The sequence below is a fragment of the Halorubrum sp. genome (assembly GCF_046498025.1).
Taxonomy (GTDB): domain Archaea; phylum Halobacteriota; class Halobacteria; order Halobacteriales; family Haloferacaceae; genus Halorubrum.
This window is the reverse complement of the sequence record NZ_JAWOBM010000044.1, coordinates 1-14430: the sequence shown is the minus strand read 5'-3', so window position 1 is coordinate 14430 and position 14430 is coordinate 1. Positions and strand designations below refer to the sequence as shown.

Annotated in this window: 14 protein-coding genes; 11 read left to right on the top strand and 3 right to left on the bottom strand. The window is 71.0% G+C overall.

Annotation, left to right across the window (positions count from 1 at the left end; translation table 11 throughout):
• Positions 1 to 83: 83 nt before the first annotated feature.
• Both R6U01_RS09570 and R6U01_RS09565 read right to left on the bottom strand, forming a co-directional pair.
• Entirely contained in the window at positions 84 to 986 is a 903-nt protein-coding gene (locus R6U01_RS09570; RefSeq protein WP_410286229.1) for a hypothetical protein, read from the bottom strand.
• Between the two features lie 112 nt (positions 987 to 1098).
• Positions 1099 to 2778: a histidine kinase N-terminal 7TM domain-containing protein gene (locus R6U01_RS09565; protein WP_410286228.1), complete on the bottom strand. Its 1680-nt coding sequence runs from the start codon at positions 2776 to 2778 to the stop codon at positions 1099 to 1101.
• Positions 2779 to 2915: 137 nt separating this feature from the next.
• Between R6U01_RS09565 and R6U01_RS09560 the strand changes: the two genes are divergently transcribed.
• The 9 genes from R6U01_RS09560 (at position 2916) to R6U01_RS09520 (ending at position 11179) form a co-directional block, all read left to right on the top strand.
• On the top strand, positions 2916 to 3635 hold the full coding sequence (locus R6U01_RS09560) for a biotin/lipoate A/B protein ligase family protein (RefSeq protein ID WP_410286227.1): 720 nt from the start codon (positions 2916 to 2918) through the stop codon (positions 3633 to 3635).
• Between the two features lie 104 nt (positions 3636 to 3739).
• Entirely contained in the window at positions 3740 to 4135 is a 396-nt protein-coding gene (locus R6U01_RS09555) for a 30S ribosomal protein S6e (RefSeq protein WP_410286226.1), read from the top strand.
• 13 nt (positions 4136 to 4148) lie between these two features.
• Positions 4149 to 4616, top strand: a complete 468-nt coding sequence (locus R6U01_RS09550) for a hypothetical protein (RefSeq protein ID WP_410286225.1) — start codon at positions 4149 to 4151, stop codon at positions 4614 to 4616.
• 96 nt (positions 4617 to 4712) lie between these two features.
• Positions 4713 to 5798, top strand: coding sequence for an Lrp/AsnC family transcriptional regulator (locus tag R6U01_RS09545; RefSeq protein WP_410286224.1), 1086 nt, complete (start codon positions 4713 to 4715; stop codon positions 5796 to 5798).
• 31 nt (positions 5799 to 5829) lie between these two features.
• Entirely contained in the window at positions 5830 to 6510 is a 681-nt protein-coding gene (locus R6U01_RS09540) for a bifunctional precorrin-2 dehydrogenase/sirohydrochlorin ferrochelatase (protein ID WP_410286223.1), read from the top strand.
• Positions 6507 to 7847, top strand: a complete 1341-nt coding sequence (gene hemA / locus R6U01_RS09535) for a glutamyl-tRNA reductase (RefSeq protein ID WP_410286222.1) — start codon at positions 6507 to 6509, stop codon at positions 7845 to 7847. Before R6U01_RS09540 ends, hemA begins: the two co-directional genes overlap by 4 nt.
• 398 nt (positions 7848 to 8245) lie before the next feature.
• Positions 8246 to 9022: a Nif3-like dinuclear metal center hexameric protein gene (locus R6U01_RS09530; RefSeq protein ID WP_410286221.1), complete on the top strand. Its 777-nt coding sequence runs from the start codon at positions 8246 to 8248 to the stop codon at positions 9020 to 9022.
• 81 nt (positions 9023 to 9103) lie between these two features.
• A complete protein-coding gene (gene tgtA / locus R6U01_RS09525) occupies positions 9104 to 10606 on the top strand; it encodes a tRNA guanosine(15) transglycosylase TgtA (protein ID WP_410286220.1) in 1503 nt (500 codons plus the stop codon).
• Between the two features lie 144 nt (positions 10607 to 10750).
• Positions 10751 to 11179 (top strand): universal stress protein, encoded by a 429-nt coding sequence (locus R6U01_RS09520; RefSeq protein WP_410286219.1) that lies wholly within the window; start codon positions 10751 to 10753, stop codon positions 11177 to 11179.
• Positions 11180 to 11333: 154 nt separating this feature from the next.
• Here R6U01_RS09520 and R6U01_RS09515 read toward each other — a convergent pair whose 3' ends face one another.
• Complete coding sequence (locus R6U01_RS09515) at positions 11334 to 11780, bottom strand: pyridoxamine 5'-phosphate oxidase family protein (RefSeq protein ID WP_410286218.1); 447 nt, start codon at positions 11778 to 11780, stop codon at positions 11334 to 11336.
• 80 nt (positions 11781 to 11860) lie between these two features.
• Between R6U01_RS09515 and arcS the strand changes: the two genes are divergently transcribed.
• Complete coding sequence (gene arcS, locus R6U01_RS09510; protein WP_410286217.1) at positions 11861 to 13663, top strand: archaeosine synthase subunit alpha; 1803 nt, start codon at positions 11861 to 11863, stop codon at positions 13661 to 13663.
• A gap of 367 nt (positions 13664 to 14030) precedes the next feature.
• Entirely contained in the window at positions 14031 to 14195 is a 165-nt protein-coding gene (locus R6U01_RS09505; RefSeq protein ID WP_008006832.1) for a hypothetical protein, read from the top strand.
• Positions 14196 to 14430 lie beyond the last annotated feature (235 nt).

The following is a 14430-nucleotide window of genomic DNA, read 5'->3' as shown; positions in this document are numbered from 1 at the left end:
AGACGGGAGTCCGGCGCACCGCCGCGGCAGACGCCGGCGCCGGCTGTTCGCCACACCGAGGTCTAGCGCCGCCGCGGAGTCCCTCATCCCACTCCGAGACGGGTCGGGTCGTCGCTCGGCACCACGTCGAGCGACACCGATTCGCCGATCGCGAACTCGCGGTCCGGGCAGACCACCTTCGCGCCGTACCCCGCGTCGCGCGCCGCGAACAGCGACAGCCCCACGACCCGCTCGCCGTTCGCGAGCACGTCGACCGGGTCCCACGCGAGCCCGCGACCGTTCGCGACGCCGACGCGAGTCCCCCACAGCGTCGCCGTCTGTGCCCCGTCGCGGCCGTCGTCCCCGTCGCCGCCGAAGGCGCCGCCGCCGGCGTAGTGGGCCAGTCCGCCGTCGAGCGGGATCCCCTCGTCGCTCGCGAGCGCCGCGAACGTCCCGCCCGGATCGAGGTGCCTCGGGGCGTCGAGGAGCGCGTGGGTCGGTCCGCGTTCGACCACGACGCCGCTCCCGTCCCAGGAGATCGGCTCGACCGCGACGTCGACGTCGACCGGGAGCGACCCGCTCGCCCTGAGAGCGCTCGCGCCGGGCGCCCGGAACCCGAGGTGGACGTGGTCGTCGACCCACTGCCCGAAGAAGCCGGACCGCGTCGTCGGCCCGAGGTCGTCACCGACCGCGACGCGGTCGCCCGGCGACACCTCGGGGATCACGTGGAGGATGCGAGCGACCGTCCCGACCTCGGCGTCCGCCCGCCGACACCACTCGTCGTCGAGGTCGACGATAATCAGGTGATCCTCGCTCGCTGCGTACGATCGGTCCGGACAGCCGACGGTCCGCGTCTCGCGGACGACCCCGGCGACGGGTGAGATTCCTCTTCCGGCTTCCGGGTACAGGTCGACGGCACAGCCGTCGTCGTGGGCTGGGTACGGCGAGTTGAACCGTGAGAACCGCCGGAACCCGTCGAGGGCGTCCGGCGGCAGCGTAACGGACATCGTCGGTTACAGGGCGGGGCTCGACCGTGAAATCGTCGTCGACAGCGACGGTCCGGATCGGAACGTCGCCGGCCACACGCGTAACGGGGCCGGTCGCCGCCGCGGCGTGACCTCAGTCCCCCGCCGGCTCGAGTCCCGCGATGACGAACCGAGCGCCGCCGGAATCGGACTCCTCCACCGAGAGGGTCCAGTCGTGGGCCTCGGCGATGTCGACGACGATCGCGAGCCCGAGTCCCGTCCCGCCGCCGAGCGAGACGCCGCGTTCGGTCACCTCCGACCGCTGTTCCGGCGGGATACCAGGGCCGTCGTCGGCGACGGCGAGCGCGACGCCGTCCGGCCGTCGATCGATCCCGACTCGCACCGCGACGTCGTCGCCCGCGTGGTCGAGCGCGTTACGGAACAGGTTCGAGAGCAGCTGTTCGAGCCGGTCGCCGTCGGCGAGCACCGTCGCGTCCGGCCCGTCGACGGAGAGCGTCGCGTCCGCGGTCTCGAGCCGCGACCAGACTCGCCGGACGGTCGCGTCGAGGGACACCCGGTCCGCGGAGTCGACGGAGCGGCCCGCCGTCGCCAGCGAGAGGAGCCCCTCGATGAGGTCGTCCATCCGCTCGTGAGCGTTCGCCGCCCGGTCGAGCGCGCGGTCGTTCTCGCCCCCGTCGTGACGCGCGAGTTCGACCGCCGCGGACGCCGCGGCGAGCGGGTTCCGGAGGTCGTGAGAGACCACGCCGGCGAAGTCCTCGAGGCGCTCGTTCTGTCGCTCGAGCTCCGCCTCGCGGCGTTCGAGCTCCGTCTGTCGCCGTTCGCGCTCGGTCACGTCGCGGAGCAGGAACACGTGTCCGCGGTCCGTCCCGCGGGGGTCTGTTATCGGGTCCTCCTGGATGTCGAACTGCCGCCCGCCGATGGTGAGGGGGTGTTTGTCCCCCGTTTCCAGCCGCGGGAACACCGTCGAGAGCGACGATCCGACCGCGTCCGACGGGAGCAGTTCCTCGGCCGCGGGATTGAGGTCGCGGATTCGGCCGTCGGAGCCGGCCACGATCACCGGGTCTTGCATCACCTCGACGGCGGTGTCGCGGGCGACGACCGCCGCGTCGAGCGTGCCCAGCCAGAACACCGTCCCGTACAGGAAGACGCCGTGGACGACGAGCCCCGACGGGAACCACGCGAGGTTCGCGTAGCTGCCAAGGTCGACCACGGTGGCGATCCCGCCGAGAATCGGAAACAGCGTCCCGAGCAGGATCACGAACGTCTGGAGGCGGTACCGGTTGCCGGTCCGCTGGTACAGGTCCACGACGACGAGAACGCCGACGGCGCAGAGCCCGTAGGCGTACAGCAGGAAGCCGAAGTCGGCGGGTCCCAGCTCGAGCGCGAGCAGCGTGAACGGCCTGTCGACGACCGCGGCGAGCGACTGCCGGGAGAGCCCGTGCGTGGCGCTCGACCACGCGAGCAGGACCCAGACGAACGGGGGCGTCGCCAGCGCGACGATCCGGTGCTCCGTCCGCCACTGGTCGTGGCCGGCGAACGCGAGCGTAAACGCCGTCCAGAGTCCGGGAATCGCGGCGATCAGCGGCGTCGCGAGGTTGAGCGTGACCACCATAGCCAGCTCGCTCGCGGTCGCGACCCTGACGGCGTACAGCAGCGAAATTCCGCCGCTACACAGCAGATAGAGCGCGACCTCGGTGCCGCCCGGCTGGTCGCGCTCCCGCCACGCGACGCGACCGAGCCACAGTCCGATGACCCCGGCGAGCAGGCAGGCTGCGAGGTACGCTCGCACCGGCAGCGCGCCGAGGTCGCTCATCGATACGATACCCAGTCCGAGGCTCGCCAAAACGTTTGTGTCATACGTTCGGGGGCGCGTCGACGCCGGTGAGATCTGGTAGACGGCGCGTGGGTTCGGGCGAAACCGCCTTGTCGCTCGCCGGCCTGTGAGCGGGTATGCGGGTACTCAGGGGAACGCTGGACGATCCCGTGGCCGACCGGGAGCGGACCGGGACGCTGCTCGCGACCGCGAGCGAGGGGACGCCCGGGCTCCGCGTGTGGACGCCCGCCCGGCAAGTCGCCTTCGGGCGCCGCGACGCCCGTGCCGACGGATTCGACCGCGCCGCGCGGATCGCCGCGGACCGGGGGTTCCGGCCGATCGAGCGCGACGTCGGCGGACGAGCCGTCGCGTACGCCGGCGAGACGCTCGCGTTCGCGCACGCGATTCCGCTGGACGGCGGCGGTGCGACGGGGGACGGAGCGATCACCGAGCGGTACGACCGGACCGTTGAGACAGTCGTCGACGCGCTACGGGGACTCGGCGCCGACGTCGTCGCCGGCGAGCCGCCGGCGGCGTTCTGTGCGGGCGACCACTCTGTGCGCGTCGCCGGCGGCGGGAAGGTGTCGGGGATCGCACAGCGCGTCCGGGCCGACGCGGCGCTGGTCGCCGGATGCGTCGTCGTCTCGCCCGCGGACGCGCGAGCGGTCGCCGCCGTCAGCGACGCCGTCTACGACGCGCTGGACGTCTCGTTCGATCCCGAGACGGTCGGCAGCGTCGCGGCCGCCGGGGGACCCGCCGAGCCGGACTCGGTCGCTCGGGCGCTGGAGGACGCGTTCGTCGACGGCCCGTGGGGCGACGGGTCGCGGCGGGTGGAGCGGGTCGGCGCCGAACGCTGACCGGTGTCGACGGTCGATTCGACCGCCGAACGGCGCGCGCGAGCCGATCGGGGGCGGACCTCGGTTTCGACGTGCTTTTTATTCGCGGGGGTCTCGGTTCGCCCATGGCCGAATTCAAAGTCGTCATCGCCGACCCCGAGAGCGGCGAGACGTTCCAGCGCGAGGTCGACGGACAGGACGCCAACCGATTCCTCGGTCGAGAGATCGGCGACGAGATCGGCGGCGACGCCGTCGGGCTCTCCGAGCACACGATCGCGATCACCGGCGGCTCGGACGAGACGGGCCGCCCGATGCGCGAGGACGTCTCGGGCACCCGCCTGAAGGAGCTCCTGCTCGACGGCGGCGTCGGCTTCAAGCCGTCCCGCGAGGGCGAGCGAAAGCGGATCACCGTCCGCGGTCGCGAGATCGACGACGACGTCGCACAGATCAACGTCTCGGTCGTCGAGGGCGACGACGTCGCCGCCGCGCTGGGCGAGGACGACGCCGAAGACGACGAGTAAGCGCCCCTTTTCGATGCCCCGCGTACCCTCCGACGACGAGGGCGTCGCCTCGGTCCGCGTCTCGCTGGCCCGGAGCGGCGGCACCCGTCGCCCCTGCGTGCGGATCCCCGAAGACGACGCGCTCGACGGCCGCGTCGAGTCCGGGACCTGCGAGTCGCTGGCGATGACCCCCGGCGACGTGATCCGCGTCGTGATCGACCGCGAGGAGCGCTACGCGCCGGTGACGGCCGACGGCTCCGGACGGCTCCTCCGCGGCGCGTTCGACAACCGTCGGCTCGCGCGGGAGGCGGGCGGAGGCGAGAACCGCCTGGTCGCGTGGCTCGACGCGAACGGTCGGGAGCCGGGCGACAGCGTGGTTCTCGACGTGATCGTGCCGGGGGAGCTGTACGGACTCCGGATCCCCGGCGAGCGGGCCGTGTACGACGCGACGCGCGGGCCCCGGTCGTCGCTGGCGGACATCGCGCGCGACCTCGACGGCTGAGGCCGGAGCGGAGGGCTCTCGGACCCGACATCGCCGTCGCACGGACACCGTCCGCGGGTCGGATCGCTTATTCTCGCTCGGCCCCGATCGGGAGACATGAGAGAGGTCGACGCGGATCTGACGGCGCTCGACCGCGGGATCATCAACGCCTTCCAGGGGGGGTTCCCGGTGACGGAGCGGCCGTTCGAGCCGGCCGCGGCGGCGCTGCGGGACCACGGCGTCGACGTGACCGGGGCCGAGCTGTGCGAGCGCGTCCGCGAGCTCGACGCCGAGGGGATCTTATCCCGGTTCGGCGCGCTCGTCAACGCCGAAGAGATCGGCGGGGCGGCGTCGCTCGTCGCGATGCACGCCCCCGAGGACCGCTACGACGAGGTCGCCGAGACGGTCAACGAGTTCACCGCGGTGGCGCACAACTACGAGCGCGAGCACCCGCACCTCAACATGTGGTTCGTGGTGAGCGTGGCCGATCACCCTGACCCGGACAAGGACGGGAACGACCGCGTCGAGGAGGTGCTCGCGGAGATCGAGGCGGCGACGGGACAGGAGACGTACAACCTGCCGAAGCTCCGCGAGTTCCACGTCGGCGCGAAGTTCCTCGTCGACGGCCCGGTGCCCGACGGCGACGTGGACCTGTCCGATCTCGGTCCGGAGGTCGCCCCGAGCGACCGGGAGACGCTCACGCCCGCCGAGCGCGACCTCGTCGTCGAGATCCAGGGCGGGCTCCCGATCACGGAGACGCCCTACGCCGACGTGGCGGCCGCGCTCGACGCCGACGTCGACTGGGTGATCGAGACGATCAAGCGGTTCGACGCGGAGGGGAAGGTGCGCCGCGTCGGTGTCATCCCGAACCACTACGCGCTCGGATACACGGAGAACGGGATGACCGTCTGGGACGTGCCCGAGGACGCCCTCGGCGAGGTCGGGCCGGCCGTCGCCGCGCTCGACTTCGTCACGCACTGCTACGAGCGCCCCCGGCACGCGGGCGTCTGGGAGTACAACTTCTTCGCGATGACGCACGGGCGGACGGAGGCCGAGAGCGAGCGCCGCATCGCGGAGGTGAAAGAGCTGATGGACGAGCACTGGGACGTCGGCCCGAACGACTGGGACACGCTGTTCTCGACGCGCATCCTGAAGAAGACGGGGATCCGGATCGCCGACCGCGCGGACAGCAACACGGCGTGAGCCCCCTCGTGCCCGTCCGGAGGCGTTCGACGTGATCCCGCTCTACCACGACTTCGACGGAGAGTCGGTGCTCGTGTTCGGCGGCGGGGCCGTGGGCGCGCGGAAGGCGTCACGGTTCGCCGGCGAGGCCCGCGTCGTCGTCCTGAGCCCGGCGTTCGACGATCGGCTCGTCGACCTGGCGACGGGAAGCGACAGAGAAGTCGAACTCGTCCGCGCCGCGCCGGACGCCGACGCAGTCGGCGGGTGGGTCGACCGGGTCGAACCGGCCCTCGTGGTCGCCGCCACCGACGACGCCGCCGTCAACGAGGCTGTCGAGGCCGCAGCGCTCGACGCCGGCCTGCTCGTCAACCGGACGGACGTGTCGGCCGCGGACCGCTCTTCCGACGGCCGCGAGGCTCGGAGCGTCGTCGTGCCGGCCACCGTCGAGGACGACCCGGTCCGGGTCGCGCTCTCGACGGGAGGCGCGAGTCCGGCGCTCGCGAAGGCGCTCCGCGAGCGCGTCGAGGCCGAGATCGACGGCGCCGGCGCGATGGCGGAGCTCTCCGGAGAGCTCCGCGCGGAGCTCAGAGAGCGGGGAATCGACCCCGAGACGCGCCGGGAGGCGATCCGTCGCGTCGTGCGATCCGAAGGGGTTTGGAAGGGTTTACAAAAGGGGAGATCCAACGGACGCCAAGAGGCGTATTCCGTGATCGAGGAGGTACTCAACCAATGAAGGAAACGGGAGCTGTCGCCGGCGTGAGCGTCGCTCACTCCCGCGCGACGGTCGACGAGATCGAGTCGGCCGGCGGCGACGGCGTCCGTGCCACCGTCTCGGACCTGCTCGCGCGCGACGGCGTCGAGGAGGCGTTCGCCCTCCAGACGTGTAACCGCTCGGAGGCGTTCGTCGTCACCGGCCGGACCGTCGACGGGGCCGACGCGCTGGCGTCGTTCGCACCGGACGTCCGCGGCGGGGCGGTCCGCCGATTCGACCACGAGGAGAGCCTGGAACACCTGATGCGCGTCGCCTCCGGACTGGAGTCGCTCGTGCTCGGCGAGGACCAGATCATCGGCCAGCTGCGGGAGGCGTACGAGGAGTCGAAGTCCGCGGGCGGCATCGGGCCCGTCCTGAAGGACGCCGTGACGAAGGCGCTCCACGTCGGGGAACGCGCGCGCAACGAGACGTCGATCAACGAGGGCGTCGTCTCCCTCGGCTCGGCCGCGGTCCGGCTGGCCGCGACCGAGATCGACCTCACCGACGGGTCGGCGGTCGTGGTCGGCGCCGGCGAGATGGGGACGCTCGCGGCCCGGACCCTCGACGACACCGCCGTCTCTCAGATCGTCGTCGCCAACCGGACGGTGCCGAACGCGGAGTTCGTCGCCGGCGAGGTAGACACGCCGTCGAAGGCCGTCTCGCTGGCGGACCTCCCGGCGGTCGTTCCCGACGCCGACCTCGTGATCTCGGCGACCGGGAGCCCGGAGCCGGTGGTCGGCCCGGAGCACGTCGCGGACGCGGATCGGCTGGTCTGCATCGACATCGCCCAGCCCCGCGACGTGGACCCGGCGGTCGCCGAGCGCGACGGGCTCGCGCTGTACGACATCGACGCGCTGGAGGACGTCACCGAGCAGACCCGCGAGAGCCGCGAGGCGGAGGCGCGCGAGGTCGAGGCGATCATCGAGGAGGAGCTCGACCGCATCCTGCAGGCGTACAAGCGCAAGCGCGCCGACGACGCGATCTCCGCGATGTACGCGGGCGCCGACCGCGTGAAAGCCCGCGAGGTCGACCGCGCGCTGTCGAAGCTGGAGTCGCAGGGCGAGCTGACCGACGAGCAGCGCGAGACCGTCGAGGACATGGCGGACGCCCTGGTCGGACAGCTGCTCGCGGCCCCCACCAGCTCGCTGCGCGACGCCGCCGGCGAGGACGACTGGGAGACGATCCGGACGGCGCTCCGGCTGTTCGACCCCGAGTTCGACGCGCCGCCCGAGGTCCCGGGCGGCGAGTCGGCGAGCGCCGGGGGCGTTCCCGACCTCGACGGTCCGCCGGAGTCGGTCGCCGAGGAACTGGACGATTAGGTCGGTTTCAGTGTGACTTCGGTCGGGTTAGGGGTGGGAAGCCTGCTCCGAAGCGCTGTTGTTCATTTATAAATGGCTGATCTCGGATCGGCAGTGAACACGGCTAAAGCCCCAGTCGCCGGCGGCTCCGCCGACGGCAACCTCGCACGCGCTCTCGCCGGCGGCAAAGCCGACGGCGGTCAGTGAGACCTTCGGTCTCTCACTACTCGCGCCCTTCGGGCGCTCGGAGGCGCGCAGAGCGAGAGCGAAGCTCTCGCCTGCAGCCGGCGCGTAGCGCCGACGACGCCACCGCAAGAAACGTTTATAAACCGTTTGAGAGACGCTCTCGGTCCGACTGCGACGGAGCCGATCCGGACGGACCGTCGCTCTTTATTCCCCCGGCCGTTCCACGGATCGGTATGCAGCTCTCCGAGTACGCGCGGCGGCTCGACGAGGAACTCGACACGGCGGCGTACGCCGACGTCGACGCCAGCGCGAACGGGGTACAGGTCGGTCCGGCCGACGCCGAGGTCGAGCGCTTCGCGTTCGCGGTCGACGCCGCGCAGGCGACGATCGAGGCCGCCGGCGAGGCGAACGCCGACGTCCTCGTCGTCCACCACGGGATCTCCTGGGGCGGGATCGAGCGCGTCACGGGGTCGACGTACGACCGGATCGAGGCCCTGATCGAGCGCGACCTCGCGCTGTACGTCTCGCACCTGCCGTTGGACGGCCACCCCGATCTCGGCAACGCGGTTGGCGTCGCGGGCGCGGTCGGGCTCGAGGACCGAGAGCCGTTCGGCGAGATCGGGCCGGTGACGATCGGGACCGTCGGCGAGCCGACCGAGCCCCTCTCGGCCGCGTCGATCCGCGAGACGCTTGACGGGTTCGAGGGGCAGCCAACGGGGGAAGCGGGTCCGACGCGAGTCCTCGACTTCGGGCCCGACGAGATCGAGCGCGTCGCGGTCGTCACCGGCTCGGGCGTCGACTGGCTCGACGAGGCGGTCGAGGCCGGCGCCGACGCGCTGATCACCGGCGAGGGGAAACAGCAGGTCTACCACGACGCGCGGGAGGCCGGGATCACGGTGTTCCTCGCCGGCCACTACGCGACCGAGACGTTCGGGGTGCGGTCGCTGGCGTCGCTGTCGGCGGAGTGGGGGCTGGAGACCGAGTACGTGAGTCACCCGACGGGGCTGTAGGCCGGTCGTCTCGACCGCTCGGGCCTCCCGAGCGTCGCCGCCGAACGCAACCCTTACCGCTCGCGTCCGCACACTCCGGGTATGCGCGATCACTTCGAAATTCGGGACCACGACGCCGCCGGACGGATCGGCCGGCTGGAGGTCCCCCGCGCCGGGGTCACGGTCGAGACGCCGGCGCTGCTGCCCGTCGTCAACCCCAACGTGCTCACGGTCGAGCCGTCGCGGCTCCGCGAGGAGTTCGGCGCGGAGATGCTGATCACCAACTCCTACATCATCCGGAGCACGGACCGGATCCGCGACCGCGTGCTGGACGAGGGGCTCCACGACTTCCTCGGGTTCGACGGCGCGATCATGACGGACTCCGGCTCCTTCCAGCTCGCCGAGTACGGCGACATCGACGTGACCACCGAGGAGATCATCGAGTTCCAGCGGCGGATCGGGAGCGACGTGGCGACCCCCGTCGACGTCCCGACCCCGCCGGACGTCGACCGCGAGCGCGCCGAGCGCGAGCTGGAGACCACGGAGCGCGCCCTCGCCGACGCGGCGGCCGCGGAGACGGGTGAGATGCTCGTCAACGCCCCCGTCCAGGGCTCGACGTTCCCGGACCTCCGGGAGGCGGCGGGGCGGCACGCGACGGCCACCGACCTCGACGTGTTCCCGGTCGGCGCGATGGTGCCGCTCCTCAACTCCTACCGCTACGCCGAGGTCGTCGAGGCGGTGCGCGCCGCGAAGCGCGGGCTCGACCCGGACGCCCCCGTGCACCTGTTCGGCGCGGGCCACCCGATGATGCTCGCGCTGGCGGTCGCCGCCGGCTGCGACCTGTTCGATTCCGCCGCCTACGCGCTGATGGCGCGCGACGGGCGCTACCTCACGGTGTCCGGGACCGAACACCTGGAGGAGATGGAGTACTTCCCCTGCTCGTGCCCGGTGTGCGCCGAGCACACGCCCGCGGGGCTCCGCGGGCTCGAGGCGGACCCCGACGCCGACGCGTCCGCCGAGCGGCTGCTGGCCGAGCACAACCTCCACGTCACCTTCGAGGAGCTCCAGCGCGTGAAGGCCGCGATCCGGGCCGGGAACCTCCTCGAACTGGTCGACCGTCGCGCCCGCGGCCACCCCGCGATGCTCGACGGCTACCGCGCGCTGCTGGACCACGCCGACGAACTGGAGCGCACGGACCCGGTCTCGAAGGACGCGTTCTTTTACACCTCCCACGAGTCGGCCCGGCGCCCGGAGGTCCGACGCCACCGCGACCGGCTCGCCAGGTTGGCGGTGCCGGACCGCCTGCTGCTCACGGAGTCGAACGCGCCGTCGACCCACGACTACGACGCGGTGTGGCGCGTGAAACCTCCCTTCGGTCCCTTCCCGCGGGCGCTCTCGGAGACGTACCCGCTCACCGCGGAGGTCCCCGAGCGAGTCGACGACGCGGCGCGGGTCGCCGCGGCCGAGGGCGTCGCCACCCTCGCGGCCGCGAACCCCGAGACGGCGATCACGCTCGGCCACGACGGCTGGCCCGAGGCCGCGCTCGCCGCCGTCCCGGACCGCGTCGAGACGGAGGACCTGCGGACGCTCGGGCGGTCGGGGTAAGGGGGCTCGTTGAGTCCCTCAAGCGGAGACAGTTTTCAGCGGTCGTGCTGAATACAGCACGCCTGTGTCGCATCTGGGCCACCAGTTTCCACACACTGAGAATTTCAACCAAACTATATATTAGATTATGATCAATCATTATATATGGAGGAACACTTCTTGATTCCGGTAGACGATTCAGAGCCGGCGATCGACGCCCTCGATCACGCCGTCAAGAACTATCCCGATGCCAGCATCACGGCGTTGCACGTCGTTGATCCCTCAGAGTTCAGCAGTGCGGCGAGCATCGAGGGGGCCGCCACGTACGCGGACATGATTGAGAGTTACGAGGGCAAGGCCGAGGAACTCCTTGAGGAGATGAGCGAACGGGCCGCCGAACGCGGTGTGAGCATCGAGACGGATTACGTCGTCGGGAAGGTTGCTCGGTCGATAGTGGACTACGTCGACGAACACGACATCGACCACGTCGTCATTGGAAGCCACGGCCGGAGCGGAGCAACTCGTGTCCTGTTGGGAAGCGTCGCCGAGTCGGTCACTCGCCGTGCGCAGGTACCCGTAACGGTCATCCGGTAAGCGGCCAACCAGACCAATCAACGTCGTTCCCGAACGCAGCACAGGGTGACATCTGACTATCGTGGCGTGCTGAATCCACTCTCTGTATTCAGCAGCCACGTTCTGTCGCGTTCTGAGACGTTCGAAAGGGACCGGAAAAAACGACCGCGCGACGCTATTCCTCTCCCGACCCCATCCGCTTCGAGTAGTCCCACGTGTGGAGTCGCTCCGGCTCGATCCGGATCCGAACCTCCTCGCGCTCCGGGCGGAGGAGCCGCTTCCCGGTCGGGTTATCGACGCCGCCCAGATACCGCTCGAGCAGGGCGCGGAGCAGCTCCTTTTCCTGATCCGGCGACACCGTCGCGCGCCCTCGTCCCCGGACCCCTTTATAAGGAGGGTCGTTCGTCGATACCTCGAAGGAGACGTGGTCGTCGTGCGCGAGGAACGCCACGAGGTCGGCGTCGGCGCTCGTCGCGCAGTGGACGGCGCCGTCCCACGAGAACCACAGCGAGACGATCCACGGGTGGTCCGCGGGGGTGCGACAGCCGAGGCGGACCGGGACGCGCGCGTCGGTCAGGAACTCGTCGACGCGCTCGCGGTCCCACGGGCCGGACAACTCCATGCGGTCCCTTCGGTCGGTTCCGTCCTAACGGTTGCGGCGCGGAACACAAGAGAATTGACCGTCCCCGCGCGAGGGGGAGTATGACTGAGTACTTCGAGGTCCACGAGCGCGACGGCGCCGCCCGACTCGGTGAGCTACGGCTCGCCGACCCGGTGACGACGCCGGCGCTCGCGGACCCGTTCCTCGAGGACGCTGGCAGCCTCTGGGCCGGCGCCCGGGAGGTGCCCGACGGCGACGACGGCGCGCTCACGGTCCTCCCGCACCGCTCGTTCCCCGCGGGGACCCGCGAGGAGGTCCGCGAGTCGTTCGCGGTCGACCACCCGGACGTCGACTACCCCTCGGCCGCCGTCGTCGACAGCGCCGGGGCGCGCGACGTGGGCGCCGACGCGTACCTGCTCTCGGACGCGTCCGGGTTCGTGGGCCACGGCGAGGCGTTCCGCGACGCGGTCGTCGCCGCGAAGGAGGCGCTACCCGCCGACACGGCGCTGTTCCTCTCGGGCGTCGCCACGCCGCTGAACGTCGCGCTCCTCGCGTACGCCGGGGTCGACCTCGTGGACGCGTCGCTCGCTCGGGCGAAGGGGACGCAGGGGATGTACTGCACCGCGGACGCGGAGCACTTCTTGGAGGACCTCGACGAGCTGCCCTGTGCCTGCCCCGCGTGCGCGACGCCCCGCGAGGAGTTCACCCGCGCCGACTGCGCGGAGCACAACGTCAACGCGCTCCGCGCCGAGCTCCGGCGCGTCCGCGAGCGGGTCCGGGCGGGCCGCCTGCGGGACTACGTCGAGGGGCAGGCCCGCCACGAGCAGTGGCTCACGGCCGCGTTCCGCGAGTTCGACGACCAGTGGGGGTACATGGAGGAGCGGACGCCACTCATGCGGGACGCGGAGGTGACCGCGGCGACCGCGGAGACGCTGGACCGCGTCGAGATCCGGCGGTTCGCCGACCGCGTCACGAGCCGGTACCGGAACCGGTTCACCGACCAGCCGCTCGTGTTGGTGCCCTGTTCGGCAACCAAGCCGTACAGCGACTCCCAGAGCCACGGGCAGTTCCACGACGCGATCCAGTGGCGCGGCCACACCGTCTCGATGACCTCGCCGATCGGCGTGGTGCCTCAGGAACTGGAGACCACCTACCCGGCCCAGCACTACGACGCGGTCGTTACCGGCGACTGGAGCGAGGACGAGATCGGGTTCGTCGCCGAGGTACTCCGGCGGTACCTCCGGCGCAACGACTACTCGCGCGTGATCGCGCACGTCCCCGACCACGGCTACCGCGAGATCTGCGAGCGGGTCGAGCGCGACCCCGAGATCGACGTCCCCTTCGAGTACACCTGCGTCGGCCACCCGACGGCAGACGAGTCGCTCGGGGAGCTGAACGCCGCCCTCCGGGGGGAGCCCGCCTACAGCAAGCGCGAGCGCGAGCACAACACGGTCCGGGCGATCGCCGACTACCTGCTCGGCGACGGCGCGGGCGACGACCTGTTCGGCGGGCCCGGCGAGGCCGACATTCGGACCACGGGTCGGTACCCTAAACTGCAGGTGTGGGGCGACGACCCCGACGCCGGCCGCGAGGGCGAGCCGGGCGAGCAGCTCGCGACGATGGTGCCGCAGTACGGCACCCTCTCGTTCACCCTCGCCGGCGCGCGCCGCTGGGTCGCGAGCGCCGCTCCCGCGAAGCGGGTCGAGATCGACCCGTTCGTCCCGCACGGCTCCGTCTTGGCGCCCGGCGTCGTCGACGCGGACGACGACATCCGCGTCGGCGACGAGGTCGTCATCGAGGGGCCGAAGGCGTTCGCGGTCGGCCGCGCCGAGATGTCCGGCCCGGAAATGGTCGACTCGACCCGCGGCGTCGCCAGCGAGGTTCGCCACGTCGACGAGAAGTAGGGACGCGAACGGCGCATCACTAATCATAAACAGAATTGCGGTGGCGCGCGCCTCAGAGCGGCCTTGGGCCGCGAGCCGCACGCGCGAGGTCGTCGGGCGAAGCCCGACTGCCAGAGGCGCGTCGCTCCTCGCTGTCGCCGGCGCGACGCGCCGGCTGCCAGAGGGACCGAAGGTCCCTCGCCCGACGCCGCGAGCGCTTTTAAGCGCGAGCGGCGAGGCTGGGGAGGCGTGAGGCAGTAGTGTGGTTGCAGGTGGGTGGGGATTGGAGGTGTTCTCCACCGATCCATCAGGAGCGATTTAACATTGATCAACCGAGTATAACCGCCCGATCAGTAGCTTCAAAACCGCGCCGGACCGATCCGGGCACATGGCGCTCGAAAAGGACGTGGACTGTCCCTCGTGCGGAGAGACCCAGTCGTTCTACCGGACCGCGGCGATGACCCTCCACCTCGGCGAGAAGACGAAGTGGCGGTGTCCCGAGTGCGGCTACGGCTACGTCGAGATCAACGGGATCGACACGCTCCCGGCCTGACCCGCGAGCGCAGGTCCAGACCCTCGGTCCCCGCACCGTCGGTCTTGACATCCTCCCCGCGCTGAAGCGCGAGGATTCCCACGGCACCGCACCGCTGGGTTGGGATGTTTAAGATTCGTAGCTACCGCAGTGGGCGGCTACTGGCTGTGCCAATCAGCCGTTACTCTTATCCCGGCATGGGATTCAGAGATACGTTTTGACTGCACCCCGATTCCGACACAGAAGGAGTGTCTTC